This is a genomic window from Acinetobacter lwoffii (assembly GCF_024129595.1).
GTDB lineage: Bacteria > Pseudomonadota > Gammaproteobacteria > Pseudomonadales > Moraxellaceae > Acinetobacter > Acinetobacter lwoffii_O.
On the sequence record NZ_JAMXXS010000001.1, the window covers coordinates 164172 to 189395 of the forward strand.

Genomic DNA, 25224 nt, shown 5'->3' on the forward strand with positions numbered 1-25224 from the left:
TAAATACTTGTAATTTTGGATTGCCCTCATCCTAACCTTCTCCCAAAGGGAGAAGGGACTTCCATTACGATAGTTAAAGTCTTTAAAACTTACCCTCTAACTATTTTCACAATAGAAGTTTCCCTCTCCTTTTAGGAGAGGGCTAGGGAGAGGTAAAAACAAAAATTAGTATTTATAAGCATCCGACTTGAATGGGCCTTCAACTTGAACACCCAAGTAATCCGCTTGTTCTTGAGTCAGTTGAGTCAAGACACCACCGAAACCAGCAACCATCGCAGCAGCAACCTCTTCATCTAATTTCTTAGGAAGAAGTTCTACACGAATTTGTGCAGCTTTTTCAGATTCTGGAAGATCAGCAAATCTTTCAGCGAATAAATGCATTTGACCCAATACCTGGTTGGCAAATGAACCATCCATAATACGTGATGGATGACCAGTCGCATTACCAAGGTTCACCAAACGGCCTTCAGAAAGAAGGATCAGGTAATCATTTTCATTTTCTGAACGATATACCTGGTGTACTTGAGGCTTAACTTCAACCCACTTGTAGCCACGTAGGTAAGCTGTATCAATTTCAGTATCGAAGTGACCGATGTTACATACAACAGCGCCCGCTTTTAATGAATCAAGCATTGCTGAATCACAAACGTGGTAGTTACCCGTTGTAGTCACGATAAGGTCAGTGTTTTGAAGAAGATCAACGTTGATGTCTTCTTTCTTACCTGTTTGTACGCCATTTTTGTATGGAGATACAACTTCATAACCGTCCATACATGCTTGCATAGCACAGATTGGGTCAATTTCAGTTACGCGTACAATCATGCCTTCTTGACGAAGAGATTGAGCAGAACCTTTACCTACGTCACCGTAACCGATTACAAGCGCACGACGGCCAGATAAAAGCATATCTGTACCACGTTTGATTGCATCGTTCAGTGAGTGACGGCAACCGTATTTGTTGTCGTTTTTAGACTTGGTTACTGAATCGTTTACGTTGATTGCAGGAACTTTTAAAGTGCCATCACGAAGCATTTCATACAGACGTTGAACACCTGTCGTTGTTTCTTCAGTTACACCGTGAATTTTTTCAATCACTTCTGGGTATTTTTCATGAACAAGTAGTGTTAAATCACCGCCATCGTCAAGAATCATGTTGGCATCCCAAGGCGTGCCATTTACATTGATTTGTTGTTCAAGACACCACATGTATTCTTCTTCAGTTTCGCCTTTCCAAGCAAATACAGGAATGCCCGCAGCAGCGATTGCAGCAGCAGCATGGTCTTGAGTCGAGAAGATGTTACATGAAGTCCAGCGAACTTCTGCGCCTAATTCAACCAGTGTTTCAATTAAAACAGCTGTTTGGATGGTCATGTGGATACAGCCGAGAATTTTCGCGCCTGCAAGTGGTTTTACTGCCGAGTAGCGTTTACGCAGACCCATTAGGGCTGGCATTTCAGCTTCTGCAAGTTTAATTTCTTTACGGCCGTAATCAGCAAGTGAAATATCAGCAACTTTGTAATCTGTAAATGAAGCAGTAACCGCGTTCATCAGGATCTCCTAGGAAAAAATAGATTGGATCGTTCTGTTCGCGGATGCCGTTGTTGATCAGAACGAATGTCTGACCGATGGTCGAGCCTAGCGATTTTACATTTAGTACCTGTAAAACGTCGCAGCATCCCTCGACTAGCGGGGTATTGTACTTGGAAAATTCAGAAGGTGAAAGTCAGATGCTTAAAGTTTCATCTAACAGTTCTAATAAGTCATCTTTTTCTTGGAATGCTCTCCAAATTACGAAAGCTTTATCCACGATTTGGATCTGTTTTGCATTTGAATTATATTCAATTACAGTTGGTTTTATATCAATTTTTGTTTGTAATTCAATTATTCGAGATAAAAATACGGACATTTGGGGTAAAGATATTTTTTTAACTAAATAGTCTTTTATTAAACGTAATAACGCTTGTGTATAAATACCTCGATTCAAGTCTTTTTCTTCGGCAATAATTAAACCTATTATAATCATTTTATATGGTTGAGATTCAGTGTCCCCAAAGCCCCCACTAAATTCTGTAAGAAATTTCTCATAGCGGGAATTTTGAACACTTAGAATATTCTTTATTTCAGAATAGACATCAAATCCCATTCCAACATGTTTAATTTCAGGTTGAGTTTTATATATTCCACTTTGTGTACATGCTTCAGCACAAATTTGTTGAAAGATAAAAATACTTCCTCGGCATAATTCAATTAGAAGGTTTTTGAAAGCAGAGTTGAACTTAACGTTTAATAGGCGCTCACTATTTTCAAAGACTTTTGTAAGATCTGTAGCTGACCAATAGTCTGCATTTATTGATTGAATTCTCCCACTTAGTTCCCCATTTAAAACAGTTAGTCTATCTTTTTCTAACCAAATTCCAATTATAATAAATGTAATATTAGAATTATCTTGAAATGCTTTGAGTGCATAAGCAAAAGATTTTTGTGTTTCTGGTTGTAGGTAATGAAAGTCTTCTAAAATTATATATTTCTCGAAATTAATTTTTTTAAGTAAGTCAATCACTTGATTTATATCATCTAAATCAAGTATGCAGGTATTTTCTTCATTATACTTTTTCTCACTACTTAATTTAATACTAACTTTTAAAATACTTGGTAATTCAGCTTCAGCACCAATTTCACCTCCAATAGTTTTTTCAACATTAGAAATTATTTTACATCCAGCTTTATTTAAAATTGACTGTATTAATTTTTTTAAATTCCAATTAGGCTGACATGTAATGGAAATACATTCACTATCATTTATATGTCTTTTCCTTAAACTAGTTTTTCCTTGCTTTGAGCAACCGTAAATTACACAATGAGTATTAGCTCCTAAAATATTAATAAATTGCTCATCTATTGAGCGATCGTGATAGTTTAAAGGTAATTCTCTACCTGTATTGAATACTTCTGATGTTGTATGTGTAATTTCCTTTTTGTCGCTAAAAAACATAGATTTCCATTCTAAATTTAGTTTTTGATTATCTTAATTTATATCATAAGATATGGAATCATAAAAATAATATATTCTAAAAAGCCCATCATCTGACGGGCTTTTTTTTACTTATTTAGCTTCAGCAGCATCTGCTTTTTGAGTCCAGAACTCAGCCTGTTCTTCATTGCCATCTACGCCTAAACCATTGGCATAAATAAATGCAAGATCACGCATCGCTTGAACTTCACCCCATTCCGCAGCCTGTTTTACCAAAGCAATCGATTTTTCGACGTCTTTTTCAATTACATCGCCACGACGGTAAAAACCTGCTAGCTCTAAAGTCGCAGCAGGGTGCTTCTCGATATTGGCCTTACTTAACCAGTAATAGGCTAACTCAAAGTGAGCTTTAGATTCTTCCGGATCTTCTTCTGCCAGTTCTTTGGCATAAACGGTATAACCTTCACCTAACCAGTACATTGCATCCACCAGCCCGCCGTTGGCAGCTTTCAATGCCCATTCTTCAGCCAGAATGATGTCATCATCATGCTCGCTTTGCATATACAGCTCAGCCAGTTCAAATTGCGCTTCAGCATTACCGGCTAAGGCAAGATTAGTTAGGGCAGCAGGGAGAGAAACACGCTGGATCATATCAACATCTCAAAAATATTGTGCGTAGACTAAAAGGTTTAAAGCAAAAAAGCCAATCCGAAGGTCAGCTTTTTAAAGAGATTGGTCAATCAAATGATTAGATCAAGCAAATAATCCCTGAGATTGAAGCGATGAACACACAGAACATTACGATCACTTTAATTTTACTTGCCAGATAGCTCAGGCTTAAACCGACCACCAGTGCTGCAAAAGTTAGACTACCCAGCCAGTAACTGATCATATTGCTGGCAAATCCTGTTAACAGACACAGAATCAGGGCAATTATGAGCAATACCCAACCCAGAATAGTCGCAAGTTGTATTTTTTTAGGGTTGAGTTCTGTGTCAAAAATCTGTTTTTGATGTTTGGACATCGACATTGCAAGTGCAAAGAAACCCAGTGAAGTTAAAGCCCAAATCAATAAGAAGAACATCATGCCTGATTCTCCTTGAGAACAGCCTTGGCTTTTTTAGGTGGCAAGCCTTGATGGTTTTTCACTTTATTGAAAGCAAACCAGAACAGGATCGCAAGTACCCACATCGCCAGATCAAAAGAAGCAATGACCCATTGACCATGTAGGATGCTATTCCAGATCGCTTGACCACCCGTCATAAAGTTCACAATTGGCAGCAAGGCAAATGCAGCAGTGGCGAGCAGTAATAGTTCCAGCCAGGCCTGATGATGAGTGCGAATCATGGCATACAGTAAAGTCAGCAACCAGACAATAAAGAAGCTACGAATTTCCCAGTTCAGACGCATGTCCATGTCTGCCGGAATAAAACGGTTGGCATAAAAATAGGCAGCACAGGCAATCGGTAAACCAATAATGGCAGCGATATTGGTGACTTCAACCACGCGATAGCCAAAGGATTTATAGCCTTGTTTCTGTTGCTGCGGTGCACGTTTAACACACCATAGAATCAAGCCGGTCGCAATCATCAAGGTGCCGACCACCCCTGACATGAACAATAACCAGCGTAACGCCAGATCTACGCCACGTGCTTCATGTAGTGTGGTGAACATGTTATAGATACCATTTGCGACTGAAGGCGTTTTCAGGGTGGTTTGATCCGGCTCTAAATCACCGGTCACACCATTGAAAGCAAGGCTCGGATAAACATTACGATAAGCTACGCTGACTCCGTTTAAGGCACGAAGCTCAATTTCTGCTTTTACGGTATTTGGCTGGATGATGGTTATCGTGCCAACCGGGTTGTTTTTCCATTCTTTCTTTGCTGTTGCCAAGATCGGATTCAGATCGGTTGACGGTGCAGGAGGTGCAGCTTGCATTTCATCACGAGAGCGGCGACCTTCACTGCGTGCAGACATTTCACCGCGCTCGCCACGATTTTCTCTCTCAGCTTGCGGTCGACGTTTTTTGCTCTCACTATGGGTTTCACGGGATTCAGCCTGAATACTGTTGTCTTGAACCAAACTCTTACGTTGATCCTGAAGGAAAGCACCACGATTTTCATAAATCTGGTTTACGCCCCAGGGCATGAGGGTAAAAAGCAATAATAATAAGCCACTGAAGGTAATCATGATGTGAAAGGGCAGGGCAAATACCGCAGTAGCATTGTGTGCATCCAACCATGAACGCTGACCTTTGCCGGGACGGAAAGTAAAAAAATCCTTGAAAATTTTCTTATGGGTAATGACACCGCTGATGATTGCCACCAGCATGAGCAGGGTCGCAACGCCGACCATCCAGCGCGCCCAGATTCTTGGCAAACCATACAATTCAAAGTGGAAACGGTATAAGAATGAACCACCGCGTGTTTCACGCGCTTGCAAAACTTCGCCGGTGGCGCTGTCAATCGTCACGCGGGTACCGCCACGACGGGCACGCGGATCTTCGCCGGCACTACGAATAGTCAGGGTGGTAGTATTTTGGCGTGAGTTAGGAAGCTGGATTGCCCAGCTGCCAGCATCCGGATGGTGCTGTTGCAGATAAGCCAGTGCCACACGGGTTTGTTCGATTTGAGTCTTTGGTGGAACTGATTGATGAAATTCCGGTTTCATCCAGACGGTAATTTCGTTCTGGAAAAAGCTTAAGGTTCCGGTCAAGAAAATCGCATATAAAAGCCAGCCTAAAATCAGACTGGCCCAAGTATGCAACCACGACATCGACTGGCGTGGACCTTCGGGTTTTGCATCTACTCTCATCTCAATGTCCTAAAAGCTTATAGGCGATATAGAGTAAAACACCGGGAATCGCGATCCCGAGCGTAGCTTTGAGCGTCTTATTCACCATAAATACCCAGATAAATGCAGCAGCATTCAAGCTAAAGCCAATCAGGGTGGCGGACATGGCTGCACTGCTTCCACTGTCGATAAAAAGCTGGGCAATCACGATCGTTGCCAGTGTAGCCAGTAGATAACCGCCAGCACCCGCCAGAATAAAGCGATATAAAATCATCCCACGATAAGCCAGCATATTTGCTTTGACTTTATTTTTGCTTGATGGTTTCGGTGCAGTAACTGTTCCAGTCGCTATGGCTTGCATATTCGGACTATTCATCATCGAAAATTCTATTTACAAACTTATGAAGTAATTAATGATAATGATAACAATTATTGTTTAGATTTTAAATATGGGTTGTTGAACTATTTATATGAAAAATAAGTAAAACTGGAAGTTAGGTTAAAAAAGAGAGGGGGAAGGGAATTAAAAAAGATCAAAATGTAAGGCTTACAAATAAAAACAGCGGCTCGAAGGCCGCTGTCTACACTTCATTTATTCACGATTAGTCTTGCTGAATACCTGCAACCACCCAGTCCTGATTTGAACCTGCTGGTTTGGTGAAATGCCAGATTTCTGCGAACGGTTGCGGCAAGCTGTTTAAGTCTTCGCTTACCGTACCTTTAAAGCGTACGCTGACAATATACTGGCCATTGTCAGTCGATGAGTCGACGACCATCGCATTCAGATTTGAAAACTCGGCAACATCCTGATCCTGATTGCTCATGATGTCGTTATACATTGACTGATAAAGTTCAGGAGTCAGATAACGCTGAATTTCAGAAATGTTGCTTGCTGTATTCATGGACTGAATATGGTTAAAACGCTGACGCGCTACACGCAAGAATGCTGCAGGTTCAGTACCATCCGGTAACTGGCTGCCACTTTGGGTATAAGCTGCACCAAAAGGCGCGTTATTTACCGGAGCAGAACCGAACGGAGCATTGTTGCTTGACGTTTGACCACCCACATTCTGACCAAAAATATTGGTACTGTCACCACCGCGAGGTGCAGTCGGTGCCTGACCAAAAGGTGCTGTATTACCAGCACCGCTATTTGGTGCGTATGGGTTAGAAGCTACTTTTTTTTTTGCGCCCATCTTACGGAAAATGAAGAAGGCAACAGCAGCAGCAAGAAGGATCCAGATCCAGCCTGGAATACCACCTTTTTCCTCTTCGGCTTGAGCAGCTTGAGCTTCAGACGCTGCTACACTTTGATCATCCGCCAAAGCATTGGCAGCGACTGCACCAATTGCGGCACCCGCTACACCTGCAGCAACCATACCACCCACACCCGGGCCAGATTTTTGCTGGGTTGCAGCACCCGCTGTTGGCGCTTGTTGAGCAGGCGCAGCTTGACGAGGTTGTTGATAAGATTGAGTAGGCTGTGCAGAACGTTGCATACCGTGACTTTTACCGCCACCAGCACGTTTTGCTTCAGCAGCAAAAGGCGCAACCAATAACACTGCTGTCAAGATACCTGTGATCAAACCGCGCTGTCGAACTTCCATTCATTTTTCCTATGAGTATAAAACCTATTTGAACAATCTATTTATATAGGCTTTGTGTGGAATTTCAATCAAAAATCTGTATTTTTTTGCTCTTTGTACGAAATGAGCCGGTTTACAGTTAATTGAGTTCATCACTCAGCGCCATTGCCTCGCTCAAGGCTTCATGTAAACGCGCAACTGCAATAATTTGCACGCCCTCGATGGATTTTTGCGGTGCATTGCCGCGAGGGACAATAATGTATTTAAAACCATGTTTAATCGCTTCTTTCAGCCGTTCCTGACCGTTCGGCACAGGGCGAATCTCTCCAGACAGTCCGACTTCCCCAAAAACCGCCAGCTGTTGCGGTAAGGCTTTGCCACGAATGCTGGAAGCGCAGGCGAGAAGTACCGCCAGATCCGAACCTGTTTCGGTAATTTTCAATCCACCGACAATATTGACATAAACATCCTGGCCGGAGGTTTGCACACCACCATGCCGATGCATGACTGCAAGGAGCATATTTAGACGGTTCTGATCCAAACCAAGCGCTACGCGTCTTGGTTGGCCATGTGCATCATCGACCAGTGCCTGAACCTCAACCAGTAGCGGGCGCGTACCTTCGCGGCTGATCATTACAATCGAACCGGGAATCGCTTCATCATAACGGCTTAAAAAGATGGCTGAAGGATTGGAAACTTCGCGCAGACCTTTATCGGTCATGCCGAACACACCGAGCTCATTGACCGCACCAAAACGGTTTTTGACCGCTCGGATCATCCGGTAACGTGAATCCGACTGGCCTTCAAAATACAGCACACAGTCCACCATATGTTCCAGTACACGTGGGCCGGCCAGTGCGCCTTCTTTGGTTACATGACCGACCAGAAACAAAGACGTGCCACTATTTTTGGCAAAACGGGTCAACAAGGCCGCTGATTCACGAATTTGTGAGACACCACCTGGTGCAGATTGCAGGGTTTCGGTGTACAGGGTTTGGATCGAGTCCAGAATTGCGACGGCAGGACGTTGCTGGGCCAGCACTTCACAAATACGTTCGACACAGGTTTCTGCCATGACTTTGAGCTGGTCAGTCGGCAGATCCAGACGCTGGGCACGTAAAGCCACCTGAGACAAGGATTCCTCACCGGTCACATACAGGGCCGGATTTTTGGCAGACGCCATGTGTGTGGCTGTTTGTAGCAAAATGGTAGATTTACCAATCCCGGGATCACCGCCGATCAGGACCACCGACCCGGTTACCAGTCCGCCACCCAAGACCCGGTCAAATTCGCTGATACCCGTTGGTAGACGGGTTTCATGAGAGACTGAGACCTGATTTAAAGTCGTGATGCTGGACGCCTGGCCTGCATATCCACCACCGATTTTTGGCTGGGCGCGATGCGTCACTGCCGGTGCAATGGTCACCTCAACCAGGCTGTTCCATTCCCCGCATTCAGAACACTGCCCCGACCATTTTGGATGATCGGCACCACACTGTTCACAACGATACACACTTTTTGCTTTAGCCATATTTGAAGATGTAGCGATTGAAATTGAGTGACAGCATAGCGGTGAATGCTATAGAAAACCAAGCCTTTCACCTGAAAAATCATGGTTTTTACGACAAGGCTTGTCGTTTTTATTTATGCTGATTTGAATGCTATGTGTCAACGCCGTCTATAATGCCCATCTTGTTATGCTGGAATGGAACAGATCTTGTCACAATTGCTGAAACATATTGATGCGATCGCACGTGAAAAAAACCGTGATGTGCTGTTTGTGCATTTTGATCATTATGTACATCCAGATCGGGACGCAAACTCGGTTCGCCAAATGTTGATCGGCTGGCTAGAGCAACAGGGCATTGTCTATATGCCGTGTTTAGGTGTGGATCAAACCGTCCATAGTGAAATCTACCTAGGTGGTCTTTATCTGGATGTACCTTTTGATTTGCATCATAAAACCTATCAAAAACTGAGTGGGTATCTGGAAGATGAACAGGGCAATATGAAAATTAAAGGCATTCAGTTTTTTGTTTTATCTTTGGGACTAGCACTGGAGCTTGAATCTGAGTGGGACAAGCTGGCTTGTAGTGGTTTACGTTGCTAAATTTTCATGATGAAGAATGGAAAAGACGAAGCATAAAAAGCCACGATTAACGTGGCTTTTTACTATTTGAATTGAGTAGTTAAATAATAACTTATCAATTAATAAAGTTCACCAGATTTACGTCTTGCAATGAAGTCTTTCGACTCTTTGGCAATAACACCAGACAGAAGTAATAAGCCAATCAGGTTTGGAACCGCCATCAGGCCGTTGAAGGTGTCGGCAAATAGCCAGACCAGATCCAGTGTGGCCACACAGCCAATGAAAACTGTAGCAATGTAAATGATACGGTAAGGCAGTACGAATTTTTCACCGAGTAAATAGGTGGCACATTTTTCTCCGTAGTAGCTCCAGCCTAAAATGGTGGAATAGGCGAAGAAAATAATACCGAAAGTGACCACCCAACCACCGACACCCGGCAGCAGTTTGTCGAACACGCCGATAGTCAGTACCGCACCGGTTTGATCTCCGAATGAATTACCGGCCATGATATAACCCATCACCAGGACAATACCGGTAATTGAACAGACAATAATCGTATCAATGAAGGTACCGGTCATGGATACCAAACCTTGACGGGCCGGATGATCGGTTTTTGCCGCTGCGGCAGCAATCGGCGCAGAACCCATGCCGGCTTCGTTGGAGAATACACCACGTGCCACACCATAACGAATCGCCGCACCAATCGCACCGCCCACTGCAGCTTCACCGGTAAATGCATAGGTGAAGATCATTTTTAGTGCCGGCACGACCAGTTCCAGATTATTAAAAATAATAATCAGACCGCCAGCCACATAACCCACCGCCATAATCGGCACGATCACAGAAGAAGCTTTGGAAATCGATTTAATCCCGCCCAAAATCACCAGTGCTGAAAAGGCAGTGATAATGATCCCCGTCATCCAGGTTTCGATGCCCAAGCTGTTTTCAACCGCCAGTGCTACAGTATTCGACTGTACTGAACTGCCGATTCCAAAAGAAGCCAGTGTCCCGAACAAGGCAAAAATCAGTGCCAGCCATTTCCATTTCAGACCACGCTCGATGTAGTACATCGGACCACCCGACATTTCACCTTTTTCATTTTTGACTCGGTATTTGACTGCCAGAACACCTTCGCCATATTTGGTGGCCATACCAAACAGGGCGGTCATCCACATCCAGAACACGGCGCCCGGACCCCCGAGGACACATGCAGTGGCTACGCCGGCAATGTTACCGGTACCAATCGTGGCAGAGAGTGCGGTCATGAGTGAAGCGAATTGGGAAATGTCCCCTGAGTGGTCAGGATGCTTGCCAAAGACCTGTTTGAAGGCTAGGGGCAACATGCGGAACTGCCAGAACAATAAACGGAAGGTGAGGAAGATCCCGGTACCAACAATCAGTACCAGCATATAAGGGCCCCACACCCAGCCGCTTAAAGTTTCCATTAAACTTTGTAAATTTTGCATAAAATTCTTCTTATTGATCCATGTCTGTGTAGTTCGAGGTATTGATTAAAAAGCAATTGCTATGCCAGATGCATTCATCCTGAATGCATAAATTGGCTGAATAGTGTTCTATTTTTTACACAGTTTTAAAAATTTGACAAGAAATTACTGGAATATCGCAGGTCAAAAATAAAGCAGAAATGTAACTGTAGAGCGATATAAGAAAAATAAATTAACTTCTTCAATTAATCAGGAAATACAAATGATGCAAATTTTATTTTTGTATTCAGCATTTTTTACGTTAATTTGTCGCGAGTAAAACTCAAAGTTGTAATTAATAATGTCAGAAAAATATAACAATTCGTCGGCAGAGCACGGTGAATTAAAGCGGAGTTTGTCCAATCGGCACCTACAGTTAATTGCCATTGGGGGCGCCATCGGAACTGGCCTGTTTATGGGGTCGGGTAAAACCATCAGTCTCGCAGGTCCTTCGATTCTGGTGATCTATATGATCATCGGTTTTATGGTCTTTCTGGTGATGCGTGCATTGGGTGAACTGTTACTCTCCAACTTGCAATATAAATCTTTTATTGATTTTGCCACGGATTTGATCGGGCCTTGGGCCGGATACTTTGTTGGCTGGACCTACTGGTTGTGCTGGATTACCATCGGGATCGCGGATCTGTCAGCCATTATTTACTATCTGCAATTCTTCAATAATGGCTTGCCCTTTAGCCCTGAAGAAGGCGTCATGATCAGTGTTGCCGCGATTGTGTTTATCATGGGGCTGAATCTGGTCACGGTAAAACTGTTTGGAGAAATGGAATTCTGGTTTGCCCTGGTCAAAATTATCGCTATTGTGGTGCTGATTGCCGTTGGTCTGTGGATGGTGTTTACCGGCTTTACCAATGATGTCGGTACGGTCGCATCCTTTAGTCATATCTGGGAGCATGGCGGTTTGTTCCCGACGGGTGCCATGGGCTTCCTGGCCGGTTTCCAGATTGCAATCTTTGCCTTTGTCGGGGTAGAGCTGGTGGGTACTACCGCGGCTGAAACCAAAGATCCGGAAAAGAACCTGCCAAAAGCGGTGAACTCTATTCCGATCCGTATCATTATTTTCTATGTATTGGCACTGCTAATTGTGATGTCAGTAACTCCATGGAACCAGATTGACCCGAATGTCTCGCCTTTTGTAAACCTGTTCAGTCAGGCTGGCATTGCAGCGGCTGCGATCATCATGAACCTGGTGGTATTGTCCTCGGTGATGTCATCGATGAACAGTGGCGTATTCTCGACCAGCCGTATGCTGTTTGGCCTGTCGCGTGAAGAGCAGGCACCGATGGCTTTTGGTCGTCTGAACCGTCGCGCAGTGCCTGCCAATGCCTTGTATTTCTCGGCGGTATGTTTGTTGCTGGGAGCAGCACTCCAGTATTTTGTTCCGGATACAGTTCGGGCCTTTACCTTGGCAACGACTTTATCTACGATTCTGTTTATCTGTGTCTGGATCATCATTATCTGGAGCTATATCGTGTATTACAAAACACGACCAGAGCTGCATGCCAAATCGACCTTTAAATTACCAGGTGGTTTAGTGACCTGTTGGATCGTGATTATCTTCTTCCTGAGCATGATCGTGGTCTTAGCGCTGGAAGAGGATACTCGCCAGGCACTGATGATCAGTCCGATCTGGTTTATCCTGCTAATCATTGGCTATTTTGGTTTCTATAAACAGAAACATAAATAAACCTTATCAATAAAAACGTCAGCGATCTGCTGGCGTTTTTTTTTGTCTAAAGATACTCTCTAGCGTTTAACGCTTGGGTCATGCCGAATGATCGCGTTATACTTCATCGAAACTATTACATTAGGTGGTCAGATGCGCCAAGTCATTTGCTACATCAGTATCTTAGCGACGGGTCTTGCTCTTGCAAGTTGTGGACAGTCAGGTGCTTTGCACTTGCCGAATGATCCGAATTACGACAAGCGTGCCAAGTATCTGTTATACAAAAATACTGAAACTGAGCCTAAAGCGTCCGATGAAGAACGCGAGGCACCTGTGCAACAATAGTTTGCTGCACCTACCGATTCAGACGTTAAAACCACACCATAACGCTTTCACAGAAAGGATACCTTCATGAGTTTCACCCGCATTAATGGGGTATTGCACGCTGAGCAATGTTCATTACAACAGCTCGCGGAGCAATTCGGCACACCACTCTATGTTTATTCTAAAGCCACTTTGGAAAAGCATTTTTTAGATATGGATCGTGCTTTTGATTTTATCCACCATCAAATCTGTTTTGCGGTAAAGTCCAACTCTAATCTTGCGGTATTGAATGTATTGGCCAAACAGGGTGCCGGTTTTGATATTGTGACCGGTGGTGAATTGGCGCGTGTGCTGAAAGCCGGTGGTGATGCATCGAAAATTGTATTTTCCGGTCTGGGTAAAACTGAAGCGGATATCAAAAAAGCTTTAGAAGTCGGGATTGCCTGCTTTAACGTCGAATCGTATGCCGAGCTGGATCGTATCCAGAAAGTTGCGGCTGAATTGAATGTCAAAGCGCCGATTTCCTTGCGTGTGAATCCGGATGTCGATGCCAAAACCCATCCTTATATTTCAACCGGCTTAAAAGAAAATAAATTCGGTATTCCGTCTGATAGCGTGTTTGAAACTTATCAATATGCAGCGTCATTGCCAAATCTGGATGTGGTTGGGATTGACTGCCATATCGGTTCACAGCTGACTGAAACCCAGCCATTTGTGGATGCACTGGATCGTGTCATTGTGATGATCGACCAGTTAAAAGAGCTGGGCATTCACCTCAAACACATCGATATCGGCGGTGGTCTGGGTGTGACGTATAAAGATGAAACCCCGCCGTCGGTTGAAGAATATGCCAATGCGCTACGTCCAGCTTTAGAAAAATTGGGCTTGAAAGTGTATATGGAACCGGGACGTAGTATCTCTGCCAATGCAGGTGTGCTGCTGACTAAAGTGGATCTATTAAAACCAACGAATCACCGTAATTTCGCGATTATTGATGCTGCGATGAATGACCTGATTCGTCCTGCTTTATATGAAGCATGGATGGACATTCAATCTGTTACACCTCGTACCGATGTCGAAACGAAAGAATGGGATGTCGTGGGCGCAATTTGTGAAACTGGTGATTTTCTGGGTAAAGAGCGTGAGCTTGCGATCAAGGAAAATGATGTGCTGGCAGTACTCGGTGCAGGTGCGTATGGTTTTGTGATGAGTTCAAATTACAACAGCCGTGGACGTGCTGCTGAGGTAATGGTCGATACTGATCAGGCACATTTGATTCGTGAACGTGAGACGATTGAATCACTTTGGGAACGTGAGCGTTTATTGCCTTAAGGATAAATCAGGATGTTATTAGAATTTACCAAGATGCATGGTCTGGGCAATGACTTTATGGTGGTTGATCTGATCAGCCAGCGTGCTTATTTAGACACTTTGACCATTCAGCGTTTGGCCAATCGTAACTTTGGCATTGGTTTTGATCAACTCTTGGTGGTTGAGCCACCCGATGTCCCAAGTGCAGACTTTAAATATCGGATTTTTAATGCCGATGGTTCAGAAGTGGAACAATGTGGCAATGGCGTGCGCTGTTTTGCCAAATTTGTACATGATCGTCAGCTCACCACCAAAACCAAAATCAAGGTACAAACCAAATCTGGTATTGTAGAGCCGGAATTGGGTGCGAATGGTTGGGTACGGGTCAATATGGGCTATCCAAAATTCCTGCCTCAGGAAATTCCATTCCTGGCCGATGCACCAGAAAGCCTGTATGACATTGATCTCGCTGGCGGTGAAAAGCTGACGATTGATGTTGTGAATATGGGTAATCCACATGCGGTGACGATTGTACCGGATGTGATTGCTGCCGATGTCGCACGTATTGGTCCACAAGTTGAATCGCATGCGCGCTTCCCGGCACGGGTCAATGCTGGCTTTATGCAGATTATTGATGAAAAACATGCACGTTTACGTGTATATGAGCGTGGTGTAGGCGAGACCTTGGCTTGTGGTACAGGCGCCTGTGCTGCCGCAATTTCAGGTATGCGCCGTGGTCTGCTTTCGAGTAAAGTCGAAGTTGAACTGGCAGGCGGAAAGTTACAAATTGAGTGGAAAGAAGGTGATGTGGTCTGGATGACCGGACCAACGGCGACTGTGTATGAAGGACGTCTGGATTTACGTTATTTCCAGGGTTAAGCTTGGTTCCGCTTGAGAAAAAAGCACTGTCTTTGATGGTGCTTTTTTTATGCTAGGATGGGAAAAACCGTAGAATTTGACCGAGATGAATAAGCTTGTGTTCCTGCCGGGTGCTTCAGGAAGCCAGCACTTTTGGCAGCCATTAAAGGCAGCATTAACCGGCTATCCAGATCAGCAAGTCATTGCCTATCCAAGCTTTGATGGCGTAGCACCAAATTTGGCCATTCAAAATCTGCATGATTTGCAAGAATTCGTGGAAAAGCAGATAGAGGATGATTCCATTCTGATTGCCCAGTCTATGGGTGGTGTATTGGCCGTTGGGTTGGTACTTAAGCATCCACAGAAAGTCAAAGGACTGGTATTGTTGGCGACATCTGGTGGCCTGAATTTGCAATCATTTCATTGTGCAGACTGGCGAACAGATTATCATGAACATTTTAAAACAGCACCGGACTGGTTTGTACAAGACCAAACTGAATTTAGCCGCATTCAGCTTGAAAGTCTTGACATTCCGATCTTACTGATCTGGGGCGATCATGATCCTTTAAGTACTGTTCAGCTTGGACAATACTTGGCAGGAATTTTTAAAAATGCAAAATTGCATATTATCCAAGGTGGAGATCATTTCTTTGCCAATTCTCATGCAAATCAGGTTGCAATGCTGATTCAAGATTATTTGGAGCAACTCTAAATGGAGCAAGCAGTGATTGTCCCACCTCAACTCTTGCTTAACATGTGGCTGAAAGAACGTGAAATTCAAAACCAGTCCAAACATACCTTGCAAGCCTATGAACGTGATGTCTCAGATTTTTTAGAGTTTTGCCAGCGTGAGCAGCTCAATTTAAACGATGTAGAAGCCACCGATTTACGCCAGTTTCTGGCTGAAAAAGTGGAACAGCATCAGCTCAGTCCTAGCAGCCTGCAACGTATGCTTTCGGCTATTCGTCAGTTTATGAAATGGGCCGAGCAGGCTCAGCATATGGCTTTTAATCCGGCGGATGATTTTCAGTTAAAACGTCAATCGCGTCCTTTGCCGGGCATGGTGGATATTGAAACCGTCAACCAAATTATTGATCAGCCTGCGCCTGAAAATGAAATACAACAGCAAATGTGGCTCCGGGACAAAGCGATGTTAGAATTGCTTTATTCCAGTGGGCTGCGTCTGGCAGAACTGCAAAGCCTGAGAATTAAAGATATTGATTTCAACCGGCAGTTATTACGCATTACTGGTAAAGGCAATAAAACCCGGATAGTGCCTTTCGGTTCCAAGGCCAAAGACAGCGTGATGGCTTGGTTGCAGGTTTATCCTTTATGGAATGGCGATTTTGTACCGGAGGCGAATGTATTTATTACCCAGAAAGGCAATCCGCTCGGTGCACGACAAATTGAAAATCGGGTCAAGTTTCAGGCGCAGCGCGCAGGCGTCAATGTCGATCTGCATCCGCATTTGTTAAGACATTGTTTTGCCAGTCATATGTTGTCGAATAGCCGGGACTTACGTGCGGTGCAGGAAATGCTGGGACACAGTAATTTAACCACCACGCAAATTTATACCCATGTTGATTTTGACCATCTGGCCCAGATTTATGATCAGGCCCATCCGCGTGCGCAGCATAAAGAAGATTGATCATGTGCCCAGTTTTAAAGAATAAAAATCATGAAAATTGTATTTTTGGCACAAAACTTTCATATATAAACCTTAAAATGGAATTGAACTGAACATTGGCGTTCGGGTAAGCATTTCACTATTGTCTTATTCGTTAAATGCGCCATTTCAGGTATAACAATAAATACTATTTAATATTTAAAATGAAATATTGCTGAGTAGAGTCTCAGCATTTGACCGATGGGAGGTGACATGGACACACTGGTAATTGCAGATGTAGAGCAAAAATATGCACAGTTAAGTGAAGCTCAAAAAGAAATGTTTGCAGGTTATGGTCTGCGACAAATCAAACATTTCGTGGACATTAGCTTACCCAATCTTGAAGCGACTTTACCTGAAGGCGCCATCATTCAAGGCATTAATGCCGATGGGAAAGTTCAGGCCTTTAATGCGGCGACTGGACAATACTATTTATGGATTTCTGACTTGCAATGGCAATTGTCGAATCGTGCGACCCAAGCAGTCGATTTAAAAGAAGATGCGATTGCGATTTGGCAAATTTTTGAATTGGCAGACTATGAGCTGGTAGATTTAAGCCATGTACATCGTGATTTTTTAGCACAAGAAACTGAGTAAATTCTGAAGCATCCACACAGCATAAAAATAAGACTCAGTCCTGTGGTTTGGCTTTGTTTAAAAGGAAAAGGTTGTCTTCTATTATAGGCAACCTTTTTTATACGAGAACTTGCAATCTATGCGCTTGCAGCACATGTTATGGTTTAAGCAAGCATACGATTATGCAAATCTTAAATTAAGAACATAGCGTCGTTGTCTAAAATCAGTTTGCCTATAAATCTTCTAAAGGCAGCTGGAAACTCTGTTTAATAATCTGACTCGGTAAATCTGTTTTGACACTGGTAATACCATTTTTTTTGGTCAGATGGGTCGACTGAAATTTACGGTAACTTTCCAGATCAGGCACCACAACTTTCAGCATCGCATCACTTTCCCCCAAAATAATGTAGCACTCCATCACTTGCGGCAATTCTTTCATCGCCTCAATAAAGGTATCAATAGTTTCGGCATCCTGACCGACCAGCCAGATGCGTGAAAATAAAATCAACTGAAAACCAATTTTTTGTTGATCGACAATAGTCGTGTAATTCTGAATGACGCCTGCATCTTCCAGTAATTTTACCCGGCGTAAACAGGACGAAGGTGAAAGTCCGATTTCACGTGCCAGATCATTATTCTGAATACGGCCATTGGCCTGTAAATGTCGAATGATATTTTTATCAATTCGATCAAGTTTTACCCGTACAGACTTGGTGGATATTTTCATAAATTAGAATAATATTTGAAAAATAATACGTATTATAAAATAAATTGAAAGCCAATTTTGTAAAAAATCGCAGATACTTATTTCACTTTCTAGAGTTTGAAAGGAAACGGAAATGTCTGTATTTGTACTCTTTGCACTGACTGTGCTGCCCCTGATTTTTACGCCTGGACCCGATATGTTATTTATCCTGTCTCAAGTGATGGGTAAAGATGCAAAAGCAGGCATGATGGCAACCTTAGGGGTGTGTTGTGGCTATCTGGTGCATTCGATCCTGGTGGCACTCGGAATTGCGGCTATTATTGTCTCTTTTCCGGTGCTGTTTGAAACGATTCGCTGGCTCGGGATTGCTTATTTGCTGTATTTAGCCTTTGGTTTGCTCAAATCGGTATTTAGTAAAAATGCGCTGAACATTGAGAAAAAGACGTCGGCCAATCCGATTAAAAAAGGTTTTTTTACCGCACTGTTAAATCCGAAAGGCATGTTGATTTATTTTGCGATTTTGCCGCAGTTTATTGATAAATCGGCCAATACTGTCAGTCAAGGTTTGATTCTGTCCTTTATTTTTATCAGTCTGATTTTTGTGGTGTATTGTGGCTTAAGTATTTTATTCAGCAAAATCAGCCAGAAAACCCAAATGGATGAACGTAAACAAAAATGGGTGGATGGAACTTCTGGTGGTTTACTGGCACTTGCCGCAAGCTGGTTAATCATTAATTAATCTGGCTGCAAAAAAGCATACTGTTCGCAGTATGCTTTTTTTTATAATTGCGAAGATTTGAAATTAAATATTCACTTTGTCGGCGTAGAATTCAATGCGCTGGTTTATTATTTGGTCAATTTGTCTTTATATTGGGTTTAATTCGCTCTCAAAAAGAATTCTGTCCAAAATGACAAAAGCTGACATAGGTATATTCCGGCTATTTTGCTTCAAGCTGCTTTAAATCCATTTAGATTAAAACTGATCAATCAAAACTTCTGATGTGAGTAATCAGATAAAAAAATAATATAAATCAATGGTTAAATTTTAAGTAAATATTGATACATTTCATTGTAATAAAACGATAACAATTAATTGTGAACGCATCGTTCAGGGAAAATTACGCATTTTTACAGCTCTTTGTTGAATTGTGACTTGACCGAAATGCCGTACACATTGCAAGATAGGGCACCTAAAAAAATTTAAGTGAAGAGTTACACTAACTTTTCTCAACATTTACATTTGCTAAAACAGCCGAGGATTACATGAAGGCTCTTGTTGCTGTAAAACGTGTGGTTGATGCCAACGTTAAAGTTCGTGTTAAACCGGACAACAGTGGTGTTGACTTAACTAACGTTAAAATGTCAATTAATCCATTCTGTGAAATCGCAGTGGAAGAAGCGGTTCGTTTAAAAGAAAAAGGAACTGTTTCAGAAATCATTGTTGTTTCTATTGGTCCTAAAGAAGCCCAAGAACAAATCCGTTCTGCAATGGCGCTTGGTGCTGACCGCGGTATTCTGGTTGAAGCTGATGACAGCCAACTGGGTGCGCTGGAAATCGCTAAAATCCTGAAAGGCGTTGTTGACGCTGAACAACCACAATTGATTCTTCTAGGCAAGCAAGCCATTGATGATGATTCGAATCAGGTTGGTCAGATGCTGGGCGCTTTAATGGGTGCAGGCCAAGGTACCTTCGCTTCTGAGGTGAAAGTAGATGGCGATAAAGTACAAGTAACACGTGAAGTAGACGGTGGTTTACAAACTGTTGAGCTGACACTTCCAGCAATCATTACCACTGACTTGCGTTTGAACGAGCCACGTTATGCGGCACTTCCAAACATCATGAAAGCGCGTAAAAAACCGCTGGATACCAAGTCACCTGCAGATTTCGGTGTAAACCCTGCAACTAAACTGAAAACAGTGAAAGTTGAATCACCTGCAGAGCGTAAAGCTGGCGTACAAGTGAAGTCTGTAGACGAACTTGTAGAAAAATTGAAAAACGAAGCGAAAGTGATCTAATACAGAAGGATAAAAATCATGAGTATTTTAGTTATCGCTGAGCACGACAACAAAGCATTAAACGCTGCTACTTTAAACGTTGTTGCCGCAGCGCAAAAAATCGGTGGTGATATCACTGTATTGGTTGCTGGTTCTGGCGCTCAGGCAGTTGCTGACCAGGCGGCTAAAGTTGCGGGCGTAAGCAAAGTATTACTTGCTGATGACGCTGCTTATGCAAACCAATTGGCTGAAAACGTGGCAAAACTTGTTGCTGAATTAGGTAAAGGCTATACACATATCCTTGCTGCTTCTACAACAACTGGTAAAAACATTTTGCCACGTGCAGCTGCGCTTCTTGACGTAAGCATGATCACTGACATCATCGCGGTAGATAGTCCTAAGACTTTCAAACGTCCAATCTATGCAGGTAACGCAATTGCGACTGTAGAATCAGGCGAAAACATCGTATTGGCGACTGTTCGTGGTACGGCATTTGATGCTGTAGCTGCTGAGGGCGGTTCTGCTGCTGTTGAAGCTGCTGCGTCTACGGGTGATGCGGGTATTTCTAAGTTTATCAACGAAGAAATCGTTAAATCTGAACGTCCAGAATTAACAGCGGCTCGTATTGTTGTTTCTGGTGGGCGTGGTGTAGGTTCTGGTGAAAACTATCACAAGATCCTTGATCCATTAGCTGACAAGCTTGGTGCTGCTCAAGGTGCTTCACGTGCTGCAGTAGATGCTGGCTTCGTACCAAACGATATGCAAGTGGGTCAAACGGGTAAAATCGTTGCACCTGACCTGTACATCGCTGTAGGTATCTCTGGTGCGATTCAGCACTTGGCGGGTATGAAAGAGTCTAAAGTGATCGTTGCGATCAACAAAGATGAAGAAGCGCCAATTAATGCAGTTGCTGACTACTGGTTAGTCGGTGACCTGAATACTGTTATTCCTGAATTGGTTTCTAAAATCTAATTCCTGAATCGGGTTCAAAAGACGCTCTTGCGCAGGCAGTAAAAGCAATGCTTTACTGTTTTGTGCAAGGGCGTTTTCTTATGCAAAAATTTTAAAAATACTCGGCAGTCGAAACTAGAGTATTTCATTTGCATGAAAAGTGATAAAATCCCGGTTTGCTTTTTCTCCTGTTTTTAATCATGTCCTTTTCCAAAGCCGCCCATATCCTGTTCATTAGTTTTCTGCTGATTGCGCTTTATCTGGGTATTTGTATTCATACTGCCCTGAATGCACCGCCTGCGGTGACTCAGTATTTATTTAGTGAATCAGGCGCTTTTGAAGTCATGAGTCCATGGTTATGGTACTTGCTGGCAGTGCTGTGTTTACTTAATGTTGAAATCAAGCCCAATACCCGAGTGTTTACGGCTATAGCAGCGACATTATTGGGATTACGGGAAATGGATTTTCATAAGCAGGTGTTTGAAATGAGTTTTATCAAAACGAATTTCTATCGTAGTGCTGAAATTCCGCTCATGGATAAGCTGCTCGGATTTATTTTATTGCTCGGGATTATTTTTGTCTTTCTGATATTGGCGAAAAAATTGGTTCAAACCATACGAAGCATGAAAGATTCTTTGAATATTGCACATTTTTTTATCTTCCTTACCATTGCCTGTGGCGGACTGAGCAAGGTGCTCGATCGCACGACTTCAACCCTGAAAGATGAATTCGGCATCCAGTTGGTGCCGCATACACAAATCATGATTATGACCATTGAGGAAGGGGTGGAGATGTTATTGCCAGTTTTATTGATTGTGGCTGTGCTGAGCTATCGTAAAGTACTGAACCAGACACAATAAAAATATAGAAAAAACGATGAAGATGCGCCAGTTGATTGGCGCATTTTGTTTTTATAGTACTGTATTTCTCAAAATTTTGGGTATGGAAAAATCCTGTCTGGATGTGCTGGTTTTCGGTTTTGAAATAACAAGAAAATGATCACTAAAATGAAGATAATTAACAAGGTTAAGCTGAATATTTCGACACAAAAATACAAGTGTTTATGCTATAATTTAGGGCTGTATTTTAGTTTTTAACTCAGTCGTTTGAGTTAATGATTTTGCTAGTTTTACGACATATAAATACAAGCCAAAATTGGCTTGTAGAATAAGGAGTATGCATGAGCGTATCGGAAATTAGACCGATTGCCATTGAGGATGAACTTAAAAGCTCATATCTCGATTATGCGATGAGCGTGATTGTGTCACGTGCATTGCCCGATGTACGAGATGGTTTAAAACCTGTTCATCGTCGTGTGCTTTTCGCAATGCACGAATTAGGCAATGACTATAACAAAGCTTATAAAAAGTCTGCACGTGTAGTCGGTGACGTCATCGGTAAATATCACCCGCATGGTGATTATGCCGTATACGAAACCATTGTACGTATGGCGCAAGATTTCAGCTTGCGTTACCAATTGGTTGATGGTCAAGGTAACTTCGGTTCGGTCGATGGCGATAGCGCAGCAGCCATGCGTTATACCGAAGTGCGTATGCGTAAACTGACCCACGAACTGTTAGCGGATCTTGAAAAAGATACCGTCGAGTGGGAAGACAACTATGATGGCTCTGAGCGTATTCCTCAAGTCATGCCAACCCGTGTTCCGAACTTATTGATTAATGGTGTCACTGGTATTGCAGTTGGTATGGCGACCAATATGGCGCCGCATAACATGACTGAAGTTGTGAATGCGTGTCTGGCCTATGCCAATGATCCTCAAATCAGCATTGAAGGATTGATGGAACATATTTCTGGTCCGGATTTCCCGACAGGCGGCATCATTTACGGTAAATCAGGTATCGTCGATGCATACCGTACCGGTAAGGGCCGTTTGCATATCCGTGGTAAATACCATTTCGAAGAAGATCCGAAGAATGGCCGCACCACGATTGTCTTCACTGAAATTCCATATCAGGTTAATAAAGCAAAAACCATTGAGCGTATTGCTGAACTGGTTAAAGAGAAAAAACTGGAAGGTATTTCAGAGCTTCGTGACGAGTCTGACAAAGACGGTATGCGTATCGCGATTGACCTGAAGCGCGGTGAAAACGCCGAAGTGATCGTGAACAACCTGTTCCAGAACACACAACTTGAAAACTCTTTCAGCATCAATATGGTTTGCCTGGACAATGGCCAACCAAAATTGATGAACCTGAAAGACATTATTGCAGCGTTTATCCGTCACCGTCAGGAAGTGGTCACGCGTCGTACCATGTTCGAATTACGCAAAGCGCGTGAACGTGGTCATATCTTGGAAGGTTTAACCGTTGCCTTGGCGAATATTGATGCCATCATCGAAACTATCAAGAGTTCTGCGAATCCGGCTGAAGCGCGTGAGCGTTTGCAGGCAGGTGAGTGGGCAGGTGGCGGTGTTTTGGCCTTGCTGGAAAAAGCCGGTTCAGTTTCTGTGCGTCCGGATGAGATTGAAGGTGAAGACCCAAGTCGCCCGTTTGGTTTGGAAGGCGAGATTTATCGTCTGTCACCAACCCAGGTGAATGCAATTATGGAACTTCGCTTGCATCGTTTAACTGGTCTGGAACAAGACAAGTTACATGCGGAATATAGTGAAATTCTGTCACAAATTGCTGAATTAACTGCCATTTTAAATGACTTTAATCTGTTGATGAACGTGATTCGTGAAGAGCTGGCCTTGATTCTTCAGCAGTATGGCGATGCACGTAAAACGTCGATTGTCGAGTCACGTATCGATTTCTCTCGTGAAGATCTGATTCCTGAAGAGCAAATGGTTCTGACGGTATCGAAATCAGGTTATGCGAAAACTCAACCATTGTCTGACTACGCTGCACAGCGTCGTGGTGGCCGTGGTAAGTCTGCGACCAGCATGAAAGAAGATGATTACATTCAACATCTGATTGTGACGTCAAGTCATGCGACGGTACTTTGCTTTACCAACGTTGGTAAGGTCTACCGTCTGAAAGTCTATGAAGTGCCGCAAGCCTCACGTGGTGCCAAAGGTCGCCCAATGGTGAACTTGCTGCCACTGGATGAAAACGAGACCATTACCGCAATCTTGCCTGTGATTGATGCGCCGAAGAAATTCAAAGAACGTCTGGCTGACTTCAAGGCATTTGTAAAAGCCAATGCAGCGCAGTTGCAAAGCAATGAAGTGATCAATGCTCATTTTGCCGAGCTTGAAGCAGCGCTGACAGAATCTGAAGATGGTGCAGATGATATTTCTGATGCATTGCGTATTCAATTGAAACAGTTGGGCTTGGAGCTTTCTGCAACAGATCTTGATGATGACATCATCAATGACTTTGCTCAGCAGGCTGAAGCGGTACGTAAAAACTTCTATGTGTTTATGGCGACTGAATACGGTACGATTAAACGTGTAGAGCTTGAGCAGTTCTCGAATGTTCGTTCAAACGGTTTACGTGCGATTGAGTTGAATGGTGACGATACCCTCATTGGTGTGGCGATTACTGATGGCGAACAGCAAATCATGTTGTTCTCGAATGAAGGTAAAGCTATTCGCTTCGCAGAGACTGATGTACGTTCAATGGGGCGTTCTGCCAAAGGTGTACGCGGTATGCGCGTGACCATTGGTGCAGCTGCACAGCTAGAAGAAAATGACGAAACTGAGATCGAGTCTGATGACGAAGATGGTTCAGATTCAGCATTGATTAGCCGAATCGTATCACTGGTTGTTGTACCTGAAACTGGCGAAGTACTGTGTGCATCTGAAAATGGTTATGGTAAACGTACTCCAGTAGACGACTTCCCGACCAAGAAACGTGGCGGTAAGGGCGTGATTGCGATCAAGACCTCTGAACGTAATGGTCAATTGGTGGGCGCTGTTGCCATTGATGCGTCTAAAGAACTGATGCTGATTTCAGATGGCGGTACGCTGGTTCGTACCCGTGCATCTGAAGTGGCGCAAACTGGTCGTAACGCACAGGGTGTTCGTCTGATCCGCTTAGGTAATGAGGAATTGCTGGTCGGTGTGGTTTCAATCGAAGCTGTTGAAGAAGATGAGTTTGTTGAAGCGATTGAAAGCGAAGACGCTTTAGTGGCAGAAACAGATTCAGCAGCTGAAACTGAGCAAGTTGAAAAAGATGGTGAAAATTCAGTAGAAGAATAAGTTTTTTACTGATAAAAAGGGCGCTTCGGCGTCCTTTTTTATAAACCTTGACCGCATAAGGGTAA

General features: G+C 43.3%; 23 protein-coding genes. 13 read left to right on the forward strand and 10 right to left on the reverse strand.

The features are described from left to right. Nucleotides 1–165: 165 nt before the first annotated feature. The 8 genes from ahcY to radA all read right to left on the reverse strand — a co-directional run bounded on the left by ahcY (nucleotide 166) and on the right by radA (nucleotide 8884). Nucleotides 166–1548: an adenosylhomocysteinase gene (gene ahcY, locus NI466_RS00820; protein WP_253172418.1), complete on the reverse strand. Its 1383-nt coding sequence runs from the start codon at nucleotides 1546–1548 to the stop codon at nucleotides 166–168. Between the two features lie 175 nt (nucleotides 1549–1723). Then, on the reverse strand, nucleotides 1724–2992 hold the full coding sequence (locus NI466_RS00825; protein ID WP_253172419.1) for a hypothetical protein: 1269 nt from the start codon (nucleotides 2990–2992) through the stop codon (nucleotides 1724–1726). 111 nt (nucleotides 2993–3103) lie between these two features. Continuing rightward, complete coding sequence (locus NI466_RS00830; RefSeq protein ID WP_253172420.1) at nucleotides 3104–3622, reverse strand: tetratricopeptide repeat protein; 519 nt, start codon at nucleotides 3620–3622, stop codon at nucleotides 3104–3106. Between the two features lie 97 nt (nucleotides 3623–3719). Continuing rightward, complete coding sequence (locus NI466_RS00835) at nucleotides 3720–4058, reverse strand: DUF3325 domain-containing protein (RefSeq protein ID WP_253172421.1); 339 nt, start codon at nucleotides 4056–4058, stop codon at nucleotides 3720–3722. Then, entirely contained in the window at nucleotides 4055–5788 is a 1734-nt protein-coding gene (locus NI466_RS00840; protein WP_253172422.1) for a PepSY-associated TM helix domain-containing protein, read from the reverse strand. The genes NI466_RS00835 and NI466_RS00840 overlap by 4 nt, the downstream gene beginning before the upstream one ends. A gap of 1 nt (nucleotide 5789) precedes the next feature. Then, the gene (locus tag NI466_RS00845; RefSeq protein ID WP_435575017.1) at nucleotides 5790–6146 is read right to left on the reverse strand and encodes a hypothetical protein; all 357 of its coding nucleotides are present in this window, start codon (nucleotides 6144–6146) and stop codon (nucleotides 5790–5792) included. A gap of 223 nt (nucleotides 6147–6369) precedes the next feature. After that, a complete protein-coding gene (locus tag NI466_RS00850) occupies nucleotides 6370–7374 on the reverse strand; it encodes a Tim44 domain-containing protein (protein WP_253172423.1) in 1005 nt (334 codons plus the stop codon). A 118-nt stretch (nucleotides 7375–7492) separates the two neighbouring features. Further along, nucleotides 7493–8884, reverse strand: a complete 1392-nt coding sequence (gene radA, locus NI466_RS00855) for a DNA repair protein RadA (RefSeq protein WP_004731817.1) — start codon at nucleotides 8882–8884, stop codon at nucleotides 7493–7495. A gap of 174 nt (nucleotides 8885–9058) precedes the next feature. Between radA and NI466_RS00860 the strand changes: the two genes are divergently transcribed. Then, nucleotides 9059–9463 carry a hypothetical protein gene (locus NI466_RS00860; protein WP_004645721.1) on the forward strand — a complete coding sequence of 135 codons (405 nt, stop codon included), beginning with the start codon at nucleotides 9059–9061 and terminating at the stop codon, nucleotides 9461–9463. Between the two features lie 98 nt (nucleotides 9464–9561). Here NI466_RS00860 and NI466_RS00865 read toward each other — a convergent pair whose 3' ends face one another. Then, nucleotides 9562–10908, reverse strand: coding sequence for an alanine/glycine:cation symporter family protein (locus NI466_RS00865; protein WP_005247668.1), 1347 nt, complete (start codon nucleotides 10906–10908; stop codon nucleotides 9562–9564). A gap of 319 nt (nucleotides 10909–11227) precedes the next feature. On the opposite strand from NI466_RS00865, the gene NI466_RS00870 reads away from it, so the two are divergent. From NI466_RS00870 to NI466_RS00900, 7 genes are all read left to right on the forward strand, one after another. Next, nucleotides 11228–12631, forward strand: a complete 1404-nt coding sequence (locus NI466_RS00870) for an amino acid permease (protein WP_213687528.1) — start codon at nucleotides 11228–11230, stop codon at nucleotides 12629–12631. A gap of 132 nt (nucleotides 12632–12763) precedes the next feature. Further along, complete coding sequence (gene lptM / locus NI466_RS00875) at nucleotides 12764–12955, forward strand: LPS translocon maturation chaperone LptM (RefSeq protein WP_253172484.1); 192 nt, start codon at nucleotides 12764–12766, stop codon at nucleotides 12953–12955. Nucleotides 12956–13021: 66 nt separating this feature from the next. Then, a complete protein-coding gene (gene lysA, locus NI466_RS00880) occupies nucleotides 13022–14266 on the forward strand; it encodes a diaminopimelate decarboxylase (protein ID WP_253172424.1) in 1245 nt (414 codons plus the stop codon). Nucleotides 14267–14278: 12 nt separating this feature from the next. Further along, nucleotides 14279–15124: a diaminopimelate epimerase gene (gene dapF / locus NI466_RS00885; RefSeq protein ID WP_129716706.1), complete on the forward strand. Its 846-nt coding sequence runs from the start codon at nucleotides 14279–14281 to the stop codon at nucleotides 15122–15124. Between the two features lie 85 nt (nucleotides 15125–15209). After that, the gene (locus NI466_RS00890) at nucleotides 15210–15815 is read left to right on the forward strand and encodes an alpha/beta fold hydrolase (RefSeq protein WP_005252487.1); all 606 of its coding nucleotides are present in this window, start codon (nucleotides 15210–15212) and stop codon (nucleotides 15813–15815) included. Next, nucleotides 15816–16751, forward strand: a complete 936-nt coding sequence (gene xerA / locus NI466_RS00895) for a site-specific tyrosine recombinase/integron integrase (RefSeq protein WP_005252485.1) — start codon at nucleotides 15816–15818, stop codon at nucleotides 16749–16751. Nucleotides 16752–16982: 231 nt separating this feature from the next. Beyond that, entirely contained in the window at nucleotides 16983–17366 is a 384-nt protein-coding gene (locus NI466_RS00900; RefSeq protein WP_219308794.1) for a hypothetical protein, read from the forward strand. Nucleotides 17367–17577: 211 nt separating this feature from the next. Here the strand turns inward: NI466_RS00900 and NI466_RS00905 are convergent, their stop codons facing one another. Beyond that, on the reverse strand, nucleotides 17578–18072 hold the full coding sequence (locus tag NI466_RS00905) for an Lrp/AsnC family transcriptional regulator (RefSeq protein WP_004645712.1): 495 nt from the start codon (nucleotides 18070–18072) through the stop codon (nucleotides 17578–17580). Nucleotides 18073–18184: 112 nt separating this feature from the next. On the opposite strand from NI466_RS00905, the gene NI466_RS00910 reads away from it, so the two are divergent. The 5 genes from NI466_RS00910 (at nucleotide 18185) to gyrA (ending at nucleotide 25159) form a co-directional block, all read left to right on the forward strand. Then, a complete protein-coding gene (locus NI466_RS00910) occupies nucleotides 18185–18790 on the forward strand; it encodes a LysE family translocator (protein ID WP_005252483.1) in 606 nt (201 codons plus the stop codon). Nucleotides 18791–19314: 524 nt separating this feature from the next. Further along, nucleotides 19315–20067: an electron transfer flavoprotein subunit beta/FixA family protein gene (locus tag NI466_RS00915; RefSeq protein WP_004731799.1), complete on the forward strand. Its 753-nt coding sequence runs from the start codon at nucleotides 19315–19317 to the stop codon at nucleotides 20065–20067. A gap of 18 nt (nucleotides 20068–20085) precedes the next feature. Then, the gene (locus NI466_RS00920) at nucleotides 20086–21018 is read left to right on the forward strand and encodes an FAD-binding protein (protein ID WP_005247651.1); all 933 of its coding nucleotides are present in this window, start codon (nucleotides 20086–20088) and stop codon (nucleotides 21016–21018) included. 179 nt (nucleotides 21019–21197) lie between these two features. Continuing rightward, entirely contained in the window at nucleotides 21198–21857 is a 660-nt protein-coding gene (locus tag NI466_RS00925) for a hypothetical protein (RefSeq protein ID WP_253172425.1), read from the forward strand. Between the two features lie 320 nt (nucleotides 21858–22177). Then, nucleotides 22178–25159 carry a DNA gyrase subunit A gene (gene gyrA, locus NI466_RS00930; protein WP_253172426.1) on the forward strand — a complete coding sequence of 994 codons (2982 nt, stop codon included), beginning with the start codon at nucleotides 22178–22180 and terminating at the stop codon, nucleotides 25157–25159. Nucleotides 25160–25224: the final 65 nt, after the last annotated feature.

Excerpts from the sequence above, each read along its gene's own strand:
- ahcY (WP_253172418.1), bottom strand. The coding sequence starts at position 1,548 with ATGAACGCGGTTACTGCTTCATTTACAGATTACAAAGTTGCTGATATT.
- NI466_RS00825 (WP_253172419.1), bottom strand. The coding sequence starts at position 2,992 with ATGTTTTTTAGCGACAAAAAGGAAATTACACATACAACATCAGAAGTA.
- NI466_RS00830 (WP_253172420.1), bottom strand. The coding sequence starts at position 3,622 with ATGATCCAGCGTGTTTCTCTCCCTGCTGCCCTAACTAATCTTGCCTTA.
- NI466_RS00835 (WP_253172421.1), bottom strand. The coding sequence starts at position 4,058 with ATGATGTTCTTCTTATTGATTTGGGCTTTAACTTCACTGGGTTTCTTT.
- NI466_RS00840 (WP_253172422.1), bottom strand. The coding sequence starts at position 5,788 with ATGAGAGTAGATGCAAAACCCGAAGGTCCACGCCAGTCGATGTCGTGG.
- NI466_RS00845 (WP_435575017.1), bottom strand. The coding sequence starts at position 6,146 with ATGATGAATAGTCCGAATATGCAAGCCATAGCGACTGGAACAGTTACT.
- NI466_RS00850 (WP_253172423.1), bottom strand. The coding sequence starts at position 7,374 with ATGGAAGTTCGACAGCGCGGTTTGATCACAGGTATCTTGACAGCAGTG.
- radA (WP_004731817.1), bottom strand. The coding sequence starts at position 8,884 with ATGGCTAAAGCAAAAAGTGTGTATCGTTGTGAACAGTGTGGTGCCGAT.
- NI466_RS00860 (WP_004645721.1), top strand. The coding sequence starts at position 9,059 with ATGGAACAGATCTTGTCACAATTGCTGAAACATATTGATGCGATCGCA.
- NI466_RS00865 (WP_005247668.1), bottom strand. The coding sequence starts at position 10,908 with ATGCAAAATTTACAAAGTTTAATGGAAACTTTAAGCGGCTGGGTGTGG.
- NI466_RS00870 (WP_213687528.1), top strand. The coding sequence starts at position 11,228 with ATGTCAGAAAAATATAACAATTCGTCGGCAGAGCACGGTGAATTAAAG.
- lptM (WP_253172484.1), top strand. The coding sequence starts at position 12,764 with ATGCGCCAAGTCATTTGCTACATCAGTATCTTAGCGACGGGTCTTGCT.
- lysA (WP_253172424.1), top strand. The coding sequence starts at position 13,022 with ATGAGTTTCACCCGCATTAATGGGGTATTGCACGCTGAGCAATGTTCA.
- dapF (WP_129716706.1), top strand. The coding sequence starts at position 14,279 with ATGTTATTAGAATTTACCAAGATGCATGGTCTGGGCAATGACTTTATG.
- NI466_RS00890 (WP_005252487.1), top strand. The coding sequence starts at position 15,210 with ATGAATAAGCTTGTGTTCCTGCCGGGTGCTTCAGGAAGCCAGCACTTT.
- xerA (WP_005252485.1), top strand. The coding sequence starts at position 15,816 with ATGGAGCAAGCAGTGATTGTCCCACCTCAACTCTTGCTTAACATGTGG.
- NI466_RS00900 (WP_219308794.1), top strand. The coding sequence starts at position 16,983 with ATGGACACACTGGTAATTGCAGATGTAGAGCAAAAATATGCACAGTTA.
- NI466_RS00905 (WP_004645712.1), bottom strand. The coding sequence starts at position 18,072 with ATGAAAATATCCACCAAGTCTGTACGGGTAAAACTTGATCGAATTGAT.
- NI466_RS00910 (WP_005252483.1), top strand. The coding sequence starts at position 18,185 with ATGTCTGTATTTGTACTCTTTGCACTGACTGTGCTGCCCCTGATTTTT.
- NI466_RS00915 (WP_004731799.1), top strand. The coding sequence starts at position 19,315 with ATGAAGGCTCTTGTTGCTGTAAAACGTGTGGTTGATGCCAACGTTAAA.
- NI466_RS00920 (WP_005247651.1), top strand. The coding sequence starts at position 20,086 with ATGAGTATTTTAGTTATCGCTGAGCACGACAACAAAGCATTAAACGCT.
- NI466_RS00925 (WP_253172425.1), top strand. The coding sequence starts at position 21,198 with ATGTCCTTTTCCAAAGCCGCCCATATCCTGTTCATTAGTTTTCTGCTG.
- gyrA (WP_253172426.1), top strand. The coding sequence starts at position 22,178 with ATGAGCGTATCGGAAATTAGACCGATTGCCATTGAGGATGAACTTAAA.